Genomic DNA, 20,502 nt, shown 5'->3' with positions numbered 1-20,502 from the left:
TAACACAAATAAAGGAGGCCATAATCATGCTTGTACAACAAATTTCTGTTTTTTTGGAAAACAAATCAGGACGTTTGGCAGAAGTTACTAGAACATTAGCAAGCAACAACATAGACATATGTGCATTGTCAATAGCTGATACTACAGATTTTGGTATTCTCAGACTTATTGTTAACAAACCTCAAGATGCTGAGAAGGCATTGAGTGATAACGGGTTTACAGTTAGCTGCACTGATGTAATTGCAATTGCTGTTGAGGATAAGCCGGGAGGATTGGCATTTGTATTGGAAATATTGCAGGATAATGCAATTAGCATAGAATATATGTATGCTTTTGTTGGAAAGACCGGTAATGAAGCATTTGTTATTTTGAGAGTAGAAAATCCTGAAGATGCATTAAGAACTCTTACAAATTGTGATATTAAAATTATTCCTAGTGAAAAAATATATTGTAACGTAAAATAATTATAAAAGGTTCTATGATAATAGTTGGAGTAAAATTGTAAACTGAATTTTTAGAAGGGCCGATCGCTTTAATGAGTGATTGGCTCTTTGTATTTGTGGCTCTATGACAATAGTTGGAGTAGAACTGCAAACTAAATTTATTGAAGGGCTGATCGCTTTAACGAGTGATTAGCTTTTCTATTTGTGGTTCTATGACAATAGTTGGGGTAGAACTGCAAGCTAAATTTTTGAAGGGCCGATTGCTTTAACGAGTGATTAGCTCTTTTGTTTGTGGTTCTATGACAATAGTTAGGTTAGAACTGTAAACTGAATTTATATTGCAGCATTTTATTAATTTAATAATGTTATAATAGAAATATAATGTGTAAGTAAATATGCTTGGTAAAGCACTAACAAGTAAATTAATAAAAATATGTTTGCTAAATATTCAATAATATGGTATCATTTATCATAAAGTGAATTATATTAAATTCTCTTTCTTTTCAATAAAAAGTTTGTAAACAATTACTTTTCTATTTTAAATACAAAATCAACTGGCAATAAATTTCTCACTTTGACTTTAAGAATTTTAATCAGAACAAATTTAAATCCATAGCTTTAATATTTCCTATAAAATATTCTTGATTTAGAATTGAACTTGCAATGAGTATGAGTATTTAAGAGTATGTTGTTAGTTATAATTCTAATTATATTTCTACAAAATAAAAAAATGAATACGCATTTAATGGAATTAGTATTACTATTTTATCTGTGTATTGATATAATAGTTAAGATGTATTTTTTATGGATTAAGAAAGCAGATATAAAGCTTTGAAGTTCTTAGTCTGTATAAGCGTTACTTTTGGAGAGTACTATATAATGTGGAACTATACACTTCTAGAGGAGTACTGGAGATGTAATTAGCTTATTTTATAATTCTTATCGGAGGACAGTAGAATATGAAAGCAGAAATTTTAGCAGTTGGAACAGAGCTGCTTATGGGTCAGATATCAAATACTAATGCACAATATATATCTTCAAAATTACCTGACGTTGGTATAGGAGTATACTATCACAGTGTTGTTGGAGATAATCCTAATAGATTGAAAGAAAGCCTAAAAACAGCATTGGAAAGATGTGATGTTGTAATTACAACGGGTGGACTTGGGCCTACTCAAGATGACTTGACAAAAGAGACAATTGCCGGTGTATTTGGCAAAAGGCTTGTTTTACATGAGGAGAGTTTAACTTCTATCAAGAACTTTTTTAACAAGATTGGAAGGCAAATGACTCAAAATAATGAAAAGCAAGCTTATATGCCTGAAGACAGTATTATACTGAAAAATAATAATGGTACTGCTCCAGGATGCATTATTGGACAAGGTTCTAAGGTTGTTGTTATGTTGCCTGGTCCCCCATCTGAAATGAAACCTATGTTCGACGATTATGTAATGCCGTATTTCAAAAACAAGAGTGAATTCTTAATTGAGTCGAAGTTTTTAAGAGTGTTTGGTATTGGTGAATCCGCAATGGAAACACTTATTATAGATTTAATTGATGGGCAGACTAATCCTACAATTGCAACATATGCAAAAGAAGGTGAAGTTACATTAAGAGTATCTGCAAAAGTAAAAGTTGGTGAAGATTCTGAAAAAATATTAAAGCCAGTTATAGATGAAATTAAGAAAAGAGCTGGTGACTGTCTGTATTCAGATAGAAACCAAAATCTTGACTCATTGGTAGCAAACCTTCTTTTAGAAAAAAATATTACTATTGCTACCGCTGAATCATGTACTGGTGGCCTTGTCGCTGAGACGCTTACAAATTTCCCTGGAATATCGAAGGTCTTTATTGGTGGAGTTGTAACCTATGCAAACGAGGCAAAAGAAGAAATTTTAGGTGTGAATAAGCAAACTTTAGAAAAGTTTGGAGCTGTCAGCCGAGAAACAGCAGCTGAAATGGCAGAGGGAGTTAGGAAAAGGTTAAACACCAACATAGGAATTTCAATAACAGGAATAGCAGGACCTGATGGAGGTACTGCTGAAAAACCTGTGGGATTAGTATATATAGGACTTTCTTCTGAAAGTGGTACTATAACAAAGGAACTCAGACTTTCAGGAAATAGAAATCGAATTCGTACTGTTACAGCTTTACATGCTTTTGACATGATAAGAAGACATATTTTGGGCTTAAAGATTGAGATAGGCGGACAAAAATAAAAACTCAAACTTTGCATTTAAATCTTCAGTACGGTAGAAGTATAATTAGTTTGTTGTACAGTAAACTAACTCATAGAACTATTTAACTTTTCAATTGATATTCCTGCCACTATAATCTAATATGATTTGGTTTTAAGCAGTATATTTAACTAAGTTTTAGTAAAAATAAACAAACGAATAAGGACTGCAAGGAGCAGTCAGGGGGTTAATAAGTTGAATTCAAAAAATAAAAAAATAACAGGTGCTGCCATAATAGTGATGACATCTATTGTTGTCAGTAGAATTACAGGCTACCTGAGAACTATACTAATAAATAATTTACTTACAGCTTCACAGTCGGATGCTTTAATGGCTGCATTCAAAACTACAGACTTGATGTACAATTTACTTATTGGAGGTGCCATTGCGGCAGCAGTTATACCTGTATTATCAGGATATTTAGCAAAGAATGAAGAAGAGGATGGCTGGAAGGCAGTAGGTACATTTATAAATGTTATATTTATAGCAATGATTGTACTTTGTATTTTGGGTGTTATTTTTGCGCCGACGGTAGTTTCAATTACCGCCTTAGGCTTTTATGGAGAGAAGAGAGAACTAACAATACAATTGACAAGAGTACTTTTTCCGTCAGTTGCTTTTATGATGCTGGCAGGGCTAACAAATGGGGTGCTAAATTCATATCAGCGTTTTGCAGCAGCAGCTTATGGTCCTTCAATATACAATCTTGGGGTAGCACTAAGTATATTTGTCTTGAGTAGATTTGGAGTTAAGTATGTTGCTTATGGAATTCTTGCTAGTGCTGTTATGTACTTTATAATTCAGATTTCCTTTGCTTTTCCAAATTTCAAATATTATAGACCTAAAATTTTATGGAAACATCAGGGTTTCAGAAGATTATTCAAGCTTGCAATTCCATCCTTGCTTGCCTCTGCAATTGTACAAGTTAACCTTATAATTACCCAACGTTTTACTTCTCTATATGATTTAGATGGAGGTATAACTGCCTACGGTAATGCAAATGATTTGTGGCAGCTACCATATGGTGTTTTTGCTATGGGTTTAGGTACGGCACTGCTTCCTACATTATCTGAAAAGCTAGCACTAAAAAAATTAGATGAATTTAAAGATATTTTAAATAATGCATTTAGAACAATTCTCTATTTGATAATTCCATCTGCGGTAGGTTGCATTGTGCTTGCTAAGCCATTAATTAGTGTTGTTTATAAATGGTCTCAAGAAATTGGCTTTGAGAGAATATCTCTTGCAGGTGAAATTCTGATTATGTTTTCTGCTGCAATGATAGCACAATCTATGCTTGCAATCCTTACGAGAGCTTTTTATGCTAATAATGATACAAAAACTCCACTATATATAGGTGTTTTATCAATGGTATTAAATTATTTGTTCTGCACTATATTTTTTGAAGTAACGGATTTGGGTGTTGCAGGTATGGCTTTATCTTACTCAATGATAAGTGTAGTGTATATGATTATTATGATGAGTGTACTTACGAAGAAAATGAATGGAATGCAGTGGACGAAGCTTATAAAGTACTCTGGAAAGCTTACTGCGGCAGCAGTAATAATGGGCATTGTTATTTTCTTTATGAATAGACTGATTTCTATAGACTTTTTACAGGAATTCTCAATTCAGCAAAAGTTATTAGAAATTCTTATATTAGGTGTTGAGATTGCATTAGGTGTTCTTGTTTATTTTGCTGCAACAATGCTATTGAAAGTAAATGAAGCTATTATGTTTAAAGACAGAATATTTAATAGAATAAATAGTATATTTAATAGGTTAAAGGGGTAAGTATCAGTTCAACAGATTGTAATCGACTTGTGAAAAACTTAATAAAAATATTTATTTTATTAGTTGACTATAAAGATAAAAAGCTATATAATTTAAAAAGAACAAATGTTCGAAATTTGTGAGGAGGAAATCACATGTTAGAAAAGAAAAAAGCGTTAGAAATGGCTCTTGGTCAAATCGAAAAACAATTTGGAAAAGGTTCAGTTATGAAATTGGGAGAGAATGCTCATATGAATGTGGAATGTATCCCTACTGGTTCATTGAGCCTTGATATTGCACTTGGAATTGGAGGAGTGCCTAGGGGAAGAATTGTTGAGATTTATGGGCCGGAATCCTCTGGTAAGACCACTGTTGCACTTCATATGATTGCTGAAGCTCAAAAGATGGGTGGAGAGGCTGCATTTATTGATGCTGAACATGCTCTTGATCCTAAGTATGCCAAGAATCTTGGAGTTGATATAGAAAATTTGATTGTGTCTCAGCCAGACACAGGTGAACAGGCGTTGGAAATTGCAGAAGCACTTGTTAGAAGTGGTGCTATAGACATTATTGTTGTTGACTCAGTTGCAGCCTTAGTTCCTAAAGCTGAGATAGACGGAGAAATGGGAGATTCTCATGTTGGATTGCAAGCTAGGCTGATGTCCCAGGCACTTCGTAAACTTGCTGGTATAATAAGTAAATCCAGAACAACTGCTATATTTATTAACCAGCTACGTGAAAAAGTAGGTGTTATGTTTGGAAATCCTGAGGTGACACCTGGGGGCAGGGCTTTAAAATTCTATTCATCTGTTCGTCTTGATGTTAGAAGAGTAGAATCTTTAAAACAAGGAAACGAAGTAGTAGGTAATAGAACTAGGGTTAAAGTAGTTAAGAACAAGATTGCTCCACCATTTAAAGAAGCGGAGTTTGATATTGTTTATGGTGAAGGTATATCAAAAGTAGGCAGCATACTTGATATTGCTGTAAGTATGGATATTGTAAACAAGAGCGGTGCTTGGTTTTCATATAATGGACAACGTATAGGTCAAGGAAGGGAAAATTCAAAGCAATATTTAAAAGAGAACCCAGCTATTTGTGCTGAGATTGAAAAAATGGTAAGAAGCAATATTTCTTCCACTGTTCAGACCGAGCAGGTAGATGATATAGAAGAAGAATTTGATGAAAATGACGAAATATAATTAAAAGTTAAATTGGTCTGTAGAAGTGTAGAAGTGGCTGTCCTGAAAATACATTTTTGGAGCAGTTCTGCACGGAATTGGAATTACTAATCCCTTACGGCCTCTACTGACACATTTTTTGCAGCAATTCAATTAAAAGCTATTTAGCTTTCATTGATTGAGGCGAGACACTATTATGATTGACTGTTGCAAATCAACAATTTATGTAATGTTGATAACTTATTAAGAAATAGTATTGTAAGTGTAATATAGCTTTAATTTTGAAGTTTAGTTGTGAATATTTGTTAGAAATAGTAGGTGAAGGATAAGCATTGTTGCCGACACAGCGGAAGTAAGCAGCTGTGATTATTGACCCAAGACAGGATATTTTGGTCATGTGGTAGTCGGAAGTGCTTGTTTTTCACCATAACTATTTTAGTCAATTTTGGCACTGACCTATGTTTATACTTTACGAAAATATTATTTATACATTAACTGTTGATTATTAATTCTTGTTTTAACTGCCCATTACAATATTTTATTATGTACAATTTATTATGTACAAAAATTTACTAATTGTTAAAATTTTTTACCCAAAATAGTTATGATTTAAGATACTTTTAGGAGGATTAATGTGATTATCACATCTATAGAAGTAAATAAGAATATTTCCTCTATGGCTGAAGTGTTTGTTGATGACACCATTTCCTTTTGCTTGCCGCAAAAACGTATTAAAGCTTTAGACCTATATAAAGGAAAGGATATTACGCCAGAGACATTAGAATTTATTATGGATTATGAGGTACTAGATGCAGCAAAATCATGTGCTGTTAAGTTTCTTTCCTTTAAACTTAGGACAGCAAGTGAGGTATATCAAAAGCTTTTTGAACTTGGATATAAAGAAGAGATAATTAATAAAGTTATAGATTCCTTGATTGAGATAGATTATATAAATGATTATAAATATGCTATCAAATACATAAGGGAGAAAACTAAGCTTCAGCCAAAGTCTATAAAAATGTTATCAATGGAATTAAGCTATAAGGGAATTGCTGAAGAAACAATAGAACAGGCTTTCAATGAAATTAATTTAGATGAAGATAGTATAGCTTATAAGCTTTTAGAGAAGAAATTTTCAAAAATAATCTCCTATAATGAAAAAACTTTTGATGAAAAAACTCTTCAAAAAATGAAGTCTTTTTTAGCAAATAGAGGATTCAGTTATTCACAAATATCTAGAGTGATGAGTAAATTTCTACCAGATGAATACTTTGAAGATTGCTAAAATAGTAATTTACATGATTGAGAATGTCGCAAAAAGTTTATAAATCTGAAATGATTTCCAATGTATTTAAAAGACTCAATTTCCCAAAGTTTTTAAGTGGGTATAATCTTTTTTGTATGGTTGGATTAGCAATCAAATATTAATTAATTGAAAATAATTTTCTTAATACATTGACAATTTCTAAATATTAATAAATAATTTCTATTAGAGTTTTTATTGAAATATACATATACGACTATAATATATATTTGAGGAGAGCATTGTGAAAAAAAAAATTGGCGTTGTTTCTTTAGGATGTCCTAAAAATTTAGTAGATAGTGAAATAATGCTTGGTTTACTATCAAAAGCAGACTATGAAATTGTTAATGATAAAGAACAAGCAAATATTTTGATAGTAAACACCTGTGGATTTATAGAATCTGCACAGCAGGAATCAATAAATACTATTTTAGAGATGGCAGAGGAAAAGAAAAGAAATTGTGAGATACTGATAGTTACAGGCTGTATGGCTGAAAGATATAAAGAACTTATATTAGAACAAATACCAGAGGTTGATGCAGTACTTGGTACTGGTAACTATGAAGAAATAGCAGACACAATAAAAAAAGCATATAAAGGTGAAAAAACTGTATCCTACGGAAGACTTGAAGATGTAGATTATCTTGATAGAGAGCGTATTATTTCCTCTAGCAAGCAATCGGTTTATCTGAAAATATCTGAAGGCTGCGACAATAGATGCACATATTGCATCATTCCATATTTGAGAGGCAGATACAGAAGCAGAAAAATGGATGCTTTAATAAATGAAGCTGAGTTATTAGCAAAACATGGAGCTAAGGAACTTGTACTAGTAGCACAAGACACAACTAGATATGGAATAGATATATATGGCAGAAAAATGCTGCCTGAGCTTATTCAGAAGTTATCAAAAATTGAAGGTATTGAATGGATACGCTTGTTATATTGCTATCCAGAGGAGATTGATGATCAATTAATACAAGAGATAGCTTCAAATCCAAAAGTTTGTAAGTATATAGACATACCTATACAGCATGCATCTGATAGAATATTGAAGCTTATGGGACGTCGTGGAGATATTTCCGATATTCGTACTGCTCTATACAAGCTTAGAGAGAATGTAAAGGATATTGTTATAAGAACAACTTTAATAGTAGGATTTCCTGGTGAAACTGATGAGGATTTTGAGCAATTAATTAGCTTTGTAGATGAATTTAAGTTTGATAGGTTGGGTGTGTTTACTTATTCAAAAGAAGAGGGCACTCCAGCTGCAAAAATGAAAAATCAAATAAATAAAAAAATAAAACTAAAGAGACAAAAAGCAGTATTAGATCTTCAAAATACTATTAGTAAGGAAATAAACAATAATAGAATAGGGAAAATATATAAAGCTATTGTTGACGGAATTGCTGATGATGGTATATTCTATTATGGACGTACTTATGCAGAAGCCCCTGAGATTGATGGGTTAATTTATTTTACAAGCATTGAACCGCTTACGATAGGAAACTTTGTTGATGTAAGGATATTAAATGCTGAAGAATATGATTTGATAGGAGAGGTCATAAATGAATTTACCAAATAAAATCACAGTGTCTAGGATAATATTAGTGCCATTATTAATGATTTTTATGATACCAATTCCTGATGCTACAGTGAATTTTCCTTTGCTAAAGTTTCTTAAGGATGAAATGCTAGCTTTTAATAGATTTGTTAATGGAACAGGAAATTATATTGCTGCATTTATTTTTATTTTGGCGGCAAGCACCGATGGAGTAGATGGCTATATAGCACGAAAACATAAACTTGTAACAGCTCTGGGAAAATTTCTTGATCCTATTGCAGATAAGTTGTTGATTACGGCAGCTTTAATAGCATTAGTTCAAAATGAAGTAATAACTGGTTGGGCAGCAATGATAATCATATCTAGAGAATTGCTGGTTACAGGATTCCGTTCTATAGCAGCAGCTGAGGGACAGGTTATTGCTGCTAATAAGTCTGGTAAAGTAAAGATGGTTTTACAAACAGTAGCTGTATCAGTGTGTTTACTTGAAAACTGGCCGTTTTCATTGATAACAGATATACCTATTGGGGCTTATTTAATGTTTTTAGCAGTTATAGTAACTATTTATTCAGGGATTGATTTCTTTGTAAAGAATGGAAAAATATTAAGATCGGGTAATAAATAAAAGATGAAAAATATTTCTTAACTCAATGTTTAAACGTAATTTGCTTTGCTTTATATAAAAATATACAATGTAACAAGCTTGTTATTGAGGTTTAGTATTAAGATTTAGATATAAAGAAACAAAAATTATTGCCTTATAAGCATTGTAATTCAAAAATGGTTTTAGGCATGGAACTACATTTGAATTTTAATTGAATATTAAATTATAAAGATGGCCGTAATAATAGTTACGGCTTATTTTATGGTTCTATGTCAATATTTGGGGTAGAACAGCAAACTGAATTTTTTGAAGGGTCGATTGCTCTTTTTGGGTTCAATATAAATATTTGGGGCAGAACAGCAAACTGAATTTTTTGAAGAGCCGATTGCTCTTTTTTGGGTTCAATATAAATATTTGGTGTAGAACAGTAAACTAAATTTTTTGAAGGGCCGATTGCCTTTCACTGGTTCAATATCAATAGTTGGGATAGACCTGTAATCTGAAATTTTGGTTCTTATTAAAGGGCACATCAATTTTATGCAGCATAAATGCATATAAAGTTTTCGTTAAGATTATTGCTATAATACAGCATTATTGTAAGTAAGGCTTTATTAATAATGCTCAAGCTTTGTTCTGTTATAATACATTAATGAAATATATAAGAATTTCAAAAACTTATACATATAAAGTTTTGGCTTTGTATATTATAATCTTATGATTATTTAGCAAATAAACAAAATTTTGGAATTTATAGCAGTAGTATTCTAACTTAATTAGTTAATGCAATTATCTCTAAACCAACCTTCTATTTGAATAGTTATCTATGCTAAAGCAATTGTCTATTACCAATAGACTAACTATTTAAAGCATTCATTTAACTTTTCATAAGGTACCCACAGCCATAATTTTTACTGCGAAGCTGAAAAAATATAAAAGTTTATTTCTGTATTTTACATTAGGATCATTACACACAATGATTGATGAAATGGTTTGTTTTAAGACTGCATAATATGAAAGTAGAGTGTTAACCGTAAAATATAAGCCTGATATAGTATGGGAAATAGGTAATATTATCATAAAATAGTTGCAATAACATAAAAGTTAATATATAATCTTAGTATCAACATTTAGTATCAGGTAATAATTATATAAAATTGATAATAGATATAAGGAGTGTTTGTTTTTGAGTAGACCATCATCACAGAAACAACAAAGGCAGATGACCCTCCTTGAAAAGATCAAATACGATCCATTTTTAACAGATGAAGAATTGGCCGATTTTTTTAAGGTAAGCGTACCAACGATAAGACTAGATAGGCTTGAGTTGGGAATTCCAGAACTTAGGGAGAGAATAAAAAATGTTGCAGAAAGTAATCAAGAAAAGCTAAAGTCTATTGAAGGTAAAGAATTGATAGGTGAGTTAATTGATTTGCAGCTGGGATTAAGTGCAATATCTTTAATGGAAACAAATGATACTATGGCTTTTGAGAAAACACGAATTGTAAGAGGTAATTATATTTATTCATTAGCAGAAACTCTTGCTATAGCAGTAATAGATGCACAGGTGGCACTTGTGGGTGTTGCTAACATAAAATATAAGATCCCTGTATACTCAGGAGCAAAAATAGTTGCGAAGGCAGAGGTAAAGAAAAGTAAAGGTAGTAGATTTGTTGTTTGGGTTAAAATATATGAAAAAAATATAGAGGTATTTAGAGGGAAATTTATCTTAGTTACTATAGATAAGAATAATATAAAGTCATAATTAATATTATTCTTAAATAACAGACAAATAATTGGAGTGTGAATCACGTGATAAATATTATCGTTGATGCTATGGGCGGAGATAATGCACCTAAAGCTATTATAGATGGATGCATAGAAGCAATTAATATGCAGGAAGGTTTTAAAATTACTCTTGTTGGGAAAAGTGACATCATTCAAAAAATCCTAGATGAAAATAAGTATGATAAAGACAGAATTGATATTGTAAATGCTACTGAAGTCATTGAAGGTGATGATACTCCTACAAAAGCAATTAAAAGTAAGAAGGATTCATCAATGGTTGTTGGTTTGAAACTTATCAAAGAAAACAAAGGAGATGCATTTATCTCTGCAGGTAATACCGGTGCGCTTATGACGGGTGCATTGCTGTTACTAGGTCGTATAAAGGGAATTGATAGACCTTCCTTACCAGCCTTAGTGCCTTCAAAGAAGAACATGGTTTTACTTATTGATGCAGGTATGAATACTGTTTGTAGACCTATTAATTACTTACAGTTTGCAATTATGGGTTCTATATATATGAAACTTATTTATAATATTCAAAAGCCTAAAGTAGGTTTATTAAATGTTGGGTCTGAGGATGCAAAAGGTAATGAAACATTAAAAAATGCATTTAAAATGCTGTCTGAAGGACCAATCAATTTTGTTGGCAATATGGAGGGGAATGATATCACTAGTGGTGATATTGATATTGCTGTTTGTGATGGTTATGTTGGTAATGTGTCTCTTAAGCTTTTTGAAGGCGCTGGTTCTTTATTATTAAACGAACTTAAAGTGATTTTTACAAAGAATATAATAACAAAACTATGTTATTTACTTATGAAATCAGCATTTAAAGAATTTAAAACAAAATTTAATGCTGATGAACTGGCCGGGGCGCCAGTATTAGGAGTAAAAGGTCTTGTTATTAAAAGCCATGGCTCGTCTAAGGCAAAAACAATTAGGACTGCAATACTAAAACGTGCAATTCCATTAGTAAAGTGTGGAGTTGTAAATGAAATTAAAAATCAATTTGAAAATATGGAGGTGAAGCCTTCTGATGATGAAATTAGATAAAAGTGTCGGAATAATTGGAACAGGTAGCTATTTACCTGAAAAAGTGCTTACTAATTTTGATTTAGAAAAAATGGTTGATACATCAAATGAATGGATTATAAAGAGAACAGGAATCTCTGAAAGAAGAATTTTGGCTGAAGATGAACCATCTTATGCAATGGCTGTTGAAGCAGCAAAGAGAGCTATTGAAAATGCTAACTTAAAAGCAGAAGATATTGACTTGATTGTATATGCAACTATTACTAATGACTACCATACTCCATCAGCAGGATGCATTGTTCAAGCTGCTATTGGTGCAAACAATGCTACAGCATTTGACGTAAATGCTGCGTGTACAGGATTTATTTATGCTTTGACAATTGCACAACAATTTATTTCTAGCGGGATGTACAAACATGCTTTAGTAATAGGTTGTGAAGCACTATCTAAGATAGTTGATTGGAACGATAGAAATACATGTGTATTATTTGGAGATGGAGCTGGAGCTGTAGTTTTAAGTGAAGTTGAGCAAGGATATGGAATACTCAATTCATTTCTGGGCTCAGATGGTTCTTCTGCAATGGTGCTCAATGCTCCTAGTTTATATATTTCGCAAGAAGATAAAGAAAAAAGGCAAAATAATAAGCTTAATTCATTATGGATGGATGGAACGGAAGTATTTAAGTTTGCTGTTAAGGCAATGTCTAGCGCAACATTAAAAGTACTAGAAGATTTAAATATGAGCATTGATGATTTGCAACATATTTTTCCTCATCAAGCCAATACAAGAATTATTGATGGTGCTATTAAAAAGCTTGGTGTCACAGATGATAAGTTGTATTACGTTATTCAGAAATATGGAAATATATCATCTGCATCAATACCAGTAGCATTAGATGAGGCAAATCGTGAAGGCAGACTAAAAACAGATGATAACTTAGTTTTAGTAGGTTTTGGCGGAGGATTAACTTGGGGTTCCATAGCACTTAAGTGGATTTAATTTACAAGTTTTTAATTTAAATATTAATATAAAGAGAGGTATTATCATGGGGAAAATTGCATTTATTTTTCCAGGCCAGGGTGCTCAATATGTGGGCATGGGTAAGGAAATAGCTGATGAATACAAAAGTGCAGATGACATTTTTAATGAGGCAACAGCTGCTTTGGGATTTGATATTAAAGAAATGATTTTTAGCAGCGATGATGAAACTTTAAAGATTACTGAAAATACTCAGCCTACAATTCTTACTACAAGTATAGCATGTATGCAGCCTCTGCTTGAAAAAGGAATCAAGCCTGACTATGTAGCAGGTTTAAGCTTAGGTGAATATGCAGCTCATGTTGCTGCTGGTACTATTAGTTTTTCTGATGCCGTAAAGGTTGTAAGAAAAAGAGGGAAATATATGCAAGAAGCCGTACCAGTAGGTGTTGGTGCTATGTCAGTAATTATGGGGCTTGATAACGATATTGTAATTGAATGTTGTAAAGAAGCTTCACAATTAGGAGTTGTTGAAGCAACAAATTACAACTGCCCTGGACAGATAGCAATTGCCGGTGAAAAAGCTGCAGTTGAGAAAGCTAGTGAATTATGCAAAGAAAAGGGTGCAAAAAGAACTGTCCTTTTACCAGTAAGTGCACCATTTCATTGCAGTTTATTAAAACCTGCAGGAGAAAAGTTGGCTGCAGAACTAGAAAATATCACTCTTAATGATATTCAAATTCCCGTATTAACAAATGTTACAGCTGAATGTATAACTGATAAGAGTGTTGTTAAGGATTTGCTAGTAAATCAAGTTAGTAAATCTGTACTTTGGGAAAATTGTATAAGAACTATGATTGACAAAGGCGTTGATACATTTATTGAGATAGGTCCTGGCAAAGTTCTAAGCGGTTTTGTTAAGAAAATTAACAAGGATGTTATCGCATTAAATGTTGAAGACTTAGAAAGCTTGAATAAGACATTAGAAGCTTTAGCATAAGAAACGTATTGATTACTAGGATTTTCAGAGCAGTTATTAGTACTACATAAATAAAGTGTTAGTATTAGTTACGCAACTTTTTATGTTGATAAATGATAGGTTATTATGCTAGTTATGTTTATTATCATTAAATGTGATTGGAGGTGCTGCTAGTGCAATTTAATGGGAAAACTGCTATAATTACAGGTTCATCAAGAGGAATTGGAAAAGCAATTGCTATAAAACTTGGCAAGCTTGGAGCAAATGTAGTTATAAACGGGTTTACTGATAGAGTGCTTGAAACTGCAAAAGAATTTGAAGCCATGGGAATAAAAGTTGCTGCAAATGTTGGAGATGTTAGTAAAGCAGAAGATGTAAAGGCATTGATTAGCACTGCAGTTAATACATTTGGAAGTATAGATATTCTTATAAACAATGCAGGAATAACAAAGGATAAACCAATGGCAATGATGTCTGAGGACGATTGGGACGTTGTTCTTGACATTAATTTAAAAGGCTCTTTTTTATGTACTAAAATGGCTTCAAAGCATATGATTAAAAAAAGATATGGGAGAATTGTCAATATTTCTTCTGTTGCTGGTGCATATGGAAACGTAGGTCAAGCAAATTATTCTGCATCTAAGGGTGGACTAATTGGATTAACAAAGACTACTGCTAAGGAGTTTGCACCAAGAGGAATTACTTGTAATGCAGTTACACCAGGATTAATAGAAAGTGAAATGACGGAAATATTACCAGAAGAATTGAAGCAAAAATATATTGAAAAAATTGCACTCGGAAGGTATGGGACACCTGAAGAAGTTGCTAACGTAGTCGCTTTTCTTGCTTCAGATGAATCTGCGTATGTCACAGGTCAAGTTATAGATATTGACGGTGGTTTGCTAATATAATATTATATTTGTGAATTGTTTGTATTTTTTAAGCTACTTTGCTTGAATTACAATAAATTGCATTATATTGTATTGATTATATATGCAATTATCGACTCTCTTGGAAGGAGGTGAATATATGGTTTTCGAAAAAGTTAAGAAGTTAGTTGTTGAACAGTTAGGTGTTGAAGAAGACGATATAACTATGGAATCTTCTTTCATAGATGATCTTGGAGCAGATTCTCTTGATATAGTTGAATTAATAATGGCTCTTGAAGAAGAGTTTGGCCTTGAGATTCCAGATACTGAAGCTGAGAAGATTACAACAGTAGGTGATGCTGTTGAATACATTACTAAGAACACTTAAAAGATAGATAAAAAAAGTCCCAAAAATGGGACTTTTTTTATCTAAATCTGAAATACAATACAGAGATAAAATCTTTTATATAAAATAACTATAATTTTTGATATATTAATAAATTACATAACGTGTCCAGTTTAAGTTGTAGATATAAATTTTCATATGGAAAGTTATGTATATAATAACATATACCTATATTAAAAGGGTATTTACCAATTATTTGTGCTCATAGCACATAAAAATAATATTAGGATGATAAAAATGTGATTATCCCTGCAATGCAGAGATACTGAATGAATGTTTTTAAATATTTTAAAATATTTACAAAATTCTTGTGCCCCAATATGGGCGTGGAGGTTATTATGAAGAAGCGAGTAGTTATTACTGGTACAGGTGTAGTTTCGTCTTTAGGTATTGGAACAGAACAATTTTGGAATTCAATAAAAGAAGGTAAAAATGGTATAAGTGAAGTTACAAGAATTGATGTCTCGAATCTAACAACTAAAGTAGCTGCAGAGATTAAGGATTTTGATCCTAATCAGTTTATGGACAGAAAAGAAGCAAAAAGAATGGATAGATTTAATCAATATGCAATTGCTGCATCAAAAATGGCAATTGAAGCTTCTAAGCTAGATTTAGAAGCAGTAAACCTTGAAAGATGTGGTGTGATTGTAGGCTCTGGTATTGGTGGTATAGAAACATTTGAGGATCAGTATAATGTTTATATTAATAAAGGAGTTGGAAGAATAAGTCCATTCTTTATTCCTATGATGATTGCAAATATGGCTTCAGGTCAAATAGCTATCAGATTTGGTTTTAAAGGCTTTAATGAATGTGTTGTTACTGCATGTGCTACTGGAAACAATGCAATAGGAGATGCATTTAAAGTAATTCAGCGTGGAGATGCTGATGTGATGATAACAGGTGGTTCAGAGGCATGTATTACAATTATGGGCTTTGGTGGTTTCTGTTCTATGGGTGCTATGTCTAAGAATCCTGATCCAAACACAGCTTCAAGACCTTTTGATAAAGACAGGGATGGATTTGTATGTGGAGAAGGTGCAGGAATACTTGTTCTTGAGGAATATGAGCATGCTGTTAAAAGAGGAGCAAATATTATAGCTGAAATTGTTGGTTATGGTTGCACTTGTGATGCATACCATATTACAGCTCCACATCCTGATGGAGATGGTGGAATAAGAAGTATGCAAATGAGCATTAACGATGCTGGTATAAAACCAGAGGATATAGGATATATTAATGCACATGGGACATCAACTCCATTAAATGATCCTTCAGAGGTCAAGGTTGTTAAAAGTGTATTTGGAGAACACGCTAAAAAAATTGCAATGAGTTCAACTAAATCCATGACAGGTCATCTATTGGGTGCTGCGGGAGCAATAGAAGCTATTGTTACAGCAATGGCATTAAAAGACGGCTTCTTGCCACCAACAATAAATGTTAAGAATCAAGACCCAGAATGTGATATTGATTGTGTTCCAAATGTAGGCAGAAAAGCAGACATCAAGTATGCATTGTCAAATGCACTTGGATTTGGTGGTCACAATGCTACTCTATGTATGAAAAAATATGAATAGTATTATACTATTGCTGATAAAGATTTAAAAGTATAAAATAAAAGGGTGGGGTTATTAACTCCACCTTTTTTGTTAAAAACTGCAAGCAGGTAAAGACAGATAAAACCTATACTATTATCCGATATCATTGGATAATTAGCTATAAGTACTTGTTTATAGAAAATATTGATAACAAATTTTATAGGAGGTGACCTAGTTCATGTTTCTTTGATGGTGTAAAAAATGTGGACATGGACATGAAAATGAATAATAATGACTTAATTAATAGTCTTTCGGAACTAGAAGGTATAATAAAATATGATTTTAAGGACAAAAAAATACTACAGACAGCTATTACTCATAGTTCGTATGCAAATGAAAGAAAATCAAAAAAATTAAATTATAATGAAAGAATTGAATTCTTAGGTGATTCAGTATTAAGTTTAGTGATAAGTGAATATTTATACAAGATGTATCCTAATCTTCCAGAGGGAGAATTGACTGTAACAAGAGCAAAGATTGTTTGTGAAAATTCTCTTGCAAAATGTGCTGCGGATATTGGCTTGGGAACATTCTTGTTATTAGGTAAGGGTGAGGAACTTTCAGGTGGAAGAGTTAAAAGTTCAATTCTATCTGATGCCTTTGAAGCATTAATTGGAGCAATATATAATGATGGTGGCTTTGAAACGGCTAAAGCCTTTATTCTCAAGTATATGGAAGATGTTATAAAAAGTTGTGTAAACGGCAAGTTATTTTATGACTACAAAACGCAGCTTCAAGAATTGGTTCAACAAAATGGAGAACAAAATATTGCATACAATGTTATTGACGAAAGTGGACCGGATCATAATAAAACATTTGTTACAGAAGTATGTATAAATGGACTTATTACAGGAAAAGGCACTGGTCATTCTAAAAAAGAGTCTGAGCAAAATGCAGCAAAAGATGCACTGACTAAGATAAATAATGGCGATAAGGGAGTGTTATATAATTAAAAGGCATATTGTAGTTCCTGTTTTTGTACCACATAAAGGATGTCCCTTTGATTGCATATTTTGTAACCAAAAAATAATTAGTGGTCAGATTAATGATGCAAATGAGGACGAAATTCGAAAAAGCATTGAAGATACTTTGAGTACAAGTGGAGATGCATTTGTGGAAGTGGCTTTTTATGGAGGAAGCTTTACTGGTATTCCTATTGAAGAGCAGGAATGGTATTTAAAAATAGGATATAGTTATATAAAGGCAGGAAAGGTTACTCAATTAAGGCTTTCAACAAGACCAGACTATATCAATGAGGAAATTCTTGATTTGCTTTCTAAATATGGTGTTAAAACTATTGAATTGGGAGTTCAAAGCCTTGATGAACAGGTATTAGCATTAAGTCACAGAGGACATAATATCGAGGCTGTTACTAAAGCAGCAAAAATGATAAAAGCAAGGGGATTTTCACTTGGAATTCAAACTATGGTTGGTTTGCCTGAAGATTCAAAGGAGAAGGCTATAAATACAGCAAATAGTGTTGTAAAACTAGTTCCTGACATTGTTCGAATATATCCTACACTTGTTATAAAAAATACTTATCTTCAAAAGATGTATCTAGAAGAAAAATATAAACCTCTTACAGTTGAAGAGGCAGTTGAAATATGCGCAGAGTTATTAGCAATATATCAACAAAATAATATAAATGTAATTCGGATTGGACTTCAACCTACTGAAAATATTAATGATAACGGAGATGTGGTGGCAGGTCCTTTTCATCCTGCATTTAGGCAATTAGTTGAATCAAGACTTTTATTAAATAAAATAGAAAAATATATTGAAGAAAACAACTTTGCAAAACTACCTGGTATAGTTATAGAGTGCAACGAAAGACAACTGTCAAATATAATTGGACAAAAAAGAGCAAATATAAGTTATTTAAAGAATAAATTTAATTTTAATAATGTAATTGTAAAAGTAAATAATGATATTGAACATTTTCAAATACTAAAATTATAAGATTTTTTAAAAATATTTAAAAAATTTATATGTAAAAAGAAGGTATTTGAAGGAATATATAGAATACTAATATAAATGTTATATATTTGCAAAAAAAATTATTAAAGCATTTTAGGAGGATATATTTATGGAGGTACTAAAAGTTTCAGCTAATTCACAGCCTAAATCTGTTGCTGGAGCATTAGCCGCTGTTTTAAGAGATAACAATTATGCTGAAATCCAGGCAGTAGGGGCAGGAGCAGTCAATCAAGCGGTTAAAGCTATTGCAATTACTAGAGGTTTCGTTGCTCCTAATGGGATAGATCTTGTGACTGTTCCAGCTTTTGCAGAGGTTGTTATTGATGGTGAAGAAAGAACAGCTATCAAATTCTACATACAACCTAGATAATTCATTTCTCAATTTAATAAGGCTCGCCTATTGGTGAGCCTTAAAATTATGTAAAAAATTTCGAATCAATTGTGATAAAATATACGAGAATATAAAACAATAAGTTAAAATTTAATATTATTGTACTAAAGAGGTCTTTGATATATGAAAATGAGCTTAAAAGTTCATGTTGATGATTTAAAAAACGGAATGATTCTCGGAGAAGATGTTTATTCTAATGGAAATTTACTATTATCAAAAGGAATGATAATAAAGGAATGTTATATAAAAAAGCTGATATCAAGGGGGATATCAGAGATTGCAGTTTTAGCAGATAAAACATATTATGATGATATTTTTTTAAATCCAGTAGAAAAGTTTTATGTAGAGACATATGAGTCTTTGAGGAAAGTAGTTGAACGAATAAAGGAAACAGATAAAATAGAGGTCTCAAGAGTGTTTCCGATAGTTGAAAGTATATTGGAGGCTGTTTTTTCAAGTCAAAATTCAGTTTTATCACTTACAGGCTTTAGAGGGGAAGGAGATTATTTTCTTTTGCATGCTTTAGATGTTTGCATATACAGTCTTATAGCAGCAAAGGTCATGAAATTAAGCTATGAAGAAGTAGTAATACTTGGTATCGGAGCTCTTCTGCATGATATTGGAAAAATTAAAATATCCGATAGCATAATCAATAAAGTTGGTAAATTAACCGATGATGAGTACGATGAAGTAAAAAAACATTCTGAATATGGATATCAAATTTTACTAAAATCACCACAAATCAATTCTGATATAGAAAAAGTAATTTTACAACACCATGAACGCTGTGATGGCAGTGGATATCCTAAAAAATTGAAGGATAAAGATATACATATGTTATCTAAAGTGGTTGCAATTGCTGACATATATGATGCGTTGACATCAGATAGAGTATATCAAAAGAAGGTTCTGCCCCATGAAGCTGCAGAGTATCTGCTTTGTATATCAAATACTATGATAGATGCCAAAATTGCAAAAGTATTTATTGACAATGTAGCTATTTATCCCAAAGGATGCCAAGTGCTTCTTAGTAATAATCAAGTTGCTTTTGTTATTGATTCAAACCCTAAAATGCCTTTGAGGCCTGTTTTGAAGATTATGACTGATAAGTATAGAAATCCTTTGCCTGTTCCATATGAATTTAGTTTGCAGGAAAATTCTCATGTTTTAATTAAACAAATTTGCAGCTAATAAATTCAGAAGACCATTATTGAACTGAATTTCAATTTTCTTACCAGCCTATACGCATACATAAAATTAGATTGATATAATAATAAAAAATTAATGTTATTCTATGATTCCAAAGGTGTAATCAAAAGTTTTATATATTATATGGCATAATAGGCTCGAAAAATAGACTTTTAGTAAGCATTGTCTTTTTTCGAGC

18 protein-coding genes are annotated in these 20,502 nt (G+C 32.0%); all 18 read left to right on the top strand.

From position 1 onward, the window contains the following. The first annotated feature begins 26 nt into the window (after positions 1-26). A complete protein-coding gene (locus tag EHE19_RS10635) occupies positions 27-464 on the top strand; it encodes an ACT domain-containing protein (protein WP_137695954.1) in 438 nt (145 codons plus the stop codon). 938 nt (positions 465-1,402) lie between these two features. After that, positions 1,403-2,662 (top strand): competence/damage-inducible protein A, encoded by a 1,260-nt coding sequence (locus EHE19_RS10630; protein WP_137695955.1) that lies wholly within the window; start codon positions 1,403-1,405, stop codon positions 2,660-2,662. Positions 2,663-2,875: 213 nt separating this feature from the next. After that, the gene (gene murJ, locus EHE19_RS10625) at positions 2,876-4,474 is read left to right on the top strand and encodes a murein biosynthesis integral membrane protein MurJ (protein WP_171003476.1); all 1,599 of its coding nucleotides are present in this window, start codon (positions 2,876-2,878) and stop codon (positions 4,472-4,474) included. A gap of 134 nt (positions 4,475-4,608) precedes the next feature. Then, entirely contained in the window at positions 4,609-5,652 is a 1,044-nt protein-coding gene (gene recA / locus EHE19_RS10620; protein ID WP_137695956.1) for a recombinase RecA, read from the top strand. Positions 5,653-6,265: 613 nt separating this feature from the next. Then, on the top strand, positions 6,266-6,916 hold the full coding sequence (locus EHE19_RS10615; RefSeq protein WP_137695957.1) for a regulatory protein RecX: 651 nt from the start codon (positions 6,266-6,268) through the stop codon (positions 6,914-6,916). Positions 6,917-7,175: 259 nt separating this feature from the next. Continuing rightward, the gene (rimO, locus tag EHE19_RS10610; RefSeq protein WP_483314003.1) at positions 7,176-8,519 is read left to right on the top strand and encodes a 30S ribosomal protein S12 methylthiotransferase RimO; all 1,344 of its coding nucleotides are present in this window, start codon (positions 7,176-7,178) and stop codon (positions 8,517-8,519) included. Next, positions 8,503-9,123: a CDP-diacylglycerol--glycerol-3-phosphate 3-phosphatidyltransferase gene (gene pgsA, locus EHE19_RS10605; RefSeq protein WP_137695959.1), complete on the top strand. Its 621-nt coding sequence runs from the start codon at positions 8,503-8,505 to the stop codon at positions 9,121-9,123. The genes rimO and pgsA overlap by 17 nt, the downstream gene beginning before the upstream one ends. 1,162 nt (positions 9,124-10,285) lie before the next feature. Continuing rightward, positions 10,286-10,864 carry a transcription factor FapR gene (gene fapR / locus EHE19_RS10600; protein ID WP_137695960.1) on the top strand — a complete coding sequence of 193 codons (579 nt, stop codon included), beginning with the start codon at positions 10,286-10,288 and terminating at the stop codon, positions 10,862-10,864. A gap of 47 nt (positions 10,865-10,911) precedes the next feature. Beyond that, entirely contained in the window at positions 10,912-11,940 is a 1,029-nt protein-coding gene (gene plsX / locus EHE19_RS10595) for a phosphate acyltransferase PlsX (protein WP_137695961.1), read from the top strand. Beyond that, the gene (locus EHE19_RS10590) at positions 11,924-12,919 is read left to right on the top strand and encodes a beta-ketoacyl-ACP synthase III (protein WP_137695962.1); all 996 of its coding nucleotides are present in this window, start codon (positions 11,924-11,926) and stop codon (positions 12,917-12,919) included. The genes plsX and EHE19_RS10590 overlap by 17 nt, the downstream gene beginning before the upstream one ends. Positions 12,920-12,965: 46 nt before the next feature. After that, positions 12,966-13,898 carry an ACP S-malonyltransferase gene (gene fabD, locus EHE19_RS10585; protein ID WP_137695963.1) on the top strand — a complete coding sequence of 311 codons (933 nt, stop codon included), beginning with the start codon at positions 12,966-12,968 and terminating at the stop codon, positions 13,896-13,898. Positions 13,899-14,050: 152 nt separating this feature from the next. After that, on the top strand, positions 14,051-14,788 hold the full coding sequence (gene fabG, locus EHE19_RS10580) for a 3-oxoacyl-[acyl-carrier-protein] reductase (protein WP_137695964.1): 738 nt from the start codon (positions 14,051-14,053) through the stop codon (positions 14,786-14,788). 118 nt (positions 14,789-14,906) lie between these two features. Then, on the top strand, positions 14,907-15,134 hold the full coding sequence (gene acpP, locus EHE19_RS10575; RefSeq protein WP_137695965.1) for an acyl carrier protein: 228 nt from the start codon (positions 14,907-14,909) through the stop codon (positions 15,132-15,134). A gap of 356 nt (positions 15,135-15,490) precedes the next feature. Next, positions 15,491-16,726: a beta-ketoacyl-ACP synthase II gene (gene fabF / locus EHE19_RS10570; RefSeq protein ID WP_137695966.1), complete on the top strand. Its 1,236-nt coding sequence runs from the start codon at positions 15,491-15,493 to the stop codon at positions 16,724-16,726. Between the two features lie 236 nt (positions 16,727-16,962). Continuing rightward, positions 16,963-17,700 carry a ribonuclease III gene (gene rnc, locus EHE19_RS10565; protein WP_137695967.1) on the top strand — a complete coding sequence of 246 codons (738 nt, stop codon included), beginning with the start codon at positions 16,963-16,965 and terminating at the stop codon, positions 17,698-17,700. Continuing rightward, complete coding sequence (locus EHE19_RS10560) at positions 17,672-18,706, top strand: elongator complex protein 3 (RefSeq protein ID WP_137695968.1); 1,035 nt, start codon at positions 17,672-17,674, stop codon at positions 18,704-18,706. Before rnc ends, EHE19_RS10560 begins: the two co-directional genes overlap by 29 nt. A 127-nt stretch (positions 18,707-18,833) precedes the next feature. Then, positions 18,834-19,094, top strand: coding sequence for a stage V sporulation protein S (locus EHE19_RS10555; protein ID WP_110462462.1), 261 nt, complete (start codon positions 18,834-18,836; stop codon positions 19,092-19,094). Positions 19,095-19,238: 144 nt separating this feature from the next. Next, positions 19,239-20,306, top strand: coding sequence for an HD-GYP domain-containing protein (locus tag EHE19_RS10550; protein ID WP_137695969.1), 1,068 nt, complete (start codon positions 19,239-19,241; stop codon positions 20,304-20,306). Positions 20,307-20,502 lie beyond the last annotated feature (196 nt).

This window comes from Ruminiclostridium herbifermentans, assembly GCF_005473905.2.
In the GTDB taxonomy this organism is placed as follows: Bacteria; Bacillota; Clostridia; order Acetivibrionales; family DSM-1351; genus Ruminiclostridium; species Ruminiclostridium herbifermentans.
The sequence above is the reverse complement of the archived record's forward strand: the minus strand, read 5'-3'. Positions and strand labels throughout refer to the sequence as shown.

Bases quoted from the DNA above. Each gene is read 5' to 3' on its own strand.
- EHE19_RS10555 (WP_110462462.1), top strand. From the start codon at position 18,834: ATGGAGGTACTAAAAGTTTCAGCTAATTCACAGCCTAAATCTGTTGCT.
- EHE19_RS10590 (WP_137695962.1), top strand. From the start codon at position 11,924: ATGATGAAATTAGATAAAAGTGTCGGAATAATTGGAACAGGTAGCTAT.
- EHE19_RS10550 (WP_137695969.1), top strand. From the start codon at position 19,239: ATGAAAATGAGCTTAAAAGTTCATGTTGATGATTTAAAAAACGGAATG.
- rnc (WP_137695967.1), top strand. From the start codon at position 16,963: ATGAAAATGAATAATAATGACTTAATTAATAGTCTTTCGGAACTAGAA.
- fabD (WP_137695963.1), top strand. From the start codon at position 12,966: ATGGGGAAAATTGCATTTATTTTTCCAGGCCAGGGTGCTCAATATGTG.
- fabF (WP_137695966.1), top strand. From the start codon at position 15,491: ATGAAGAAGCGAGTAGTTATTACTGGTACAGGTGTAGTTTCGTCTTTA.
- EHE19_RS10635 (WP_137695954.1), top strand. From the start codon at position 27: ATGCTTGTACAACAAATTTCTGTTTTTTTGGAAAACAAATCAGGACGT.
- recA (WP_137695956.1), top strand. From the start codon at position 4,609: ATGTTAGAAAAGAAAAAAGCGTTAGAAATGGCTCTTGGTCAAATCGAA.
- EHE19_RS10630 (WP_137695955.1), top strand. From the start codon at position 1,403: ATGAAAGCAGAAATTTTAGCAGTTGGAACAGAGCTGCTTATGGGTCAG.
- acpP (WP_137695965.1), top strand. From the start codon at position 14,907: ATGGTTTTCGAAAAAGTTAAGAAGTTAGTTGTTGAACAGTTAGGTGTT.
- pgsA (WP_137695959.1), top strand. From the start codon at position 8,503: ATGAATTTACCAAATAAAATCACAGTGTCTAGGATAATATTAGTGCCA.
- EHE19_RS10560 (WP_137695968.1), top strand. From the start codon at position 17,672: ATGGCGATAAGGGAGTGTTATATAATTAAAAGGCATATTGTAGTTCCT.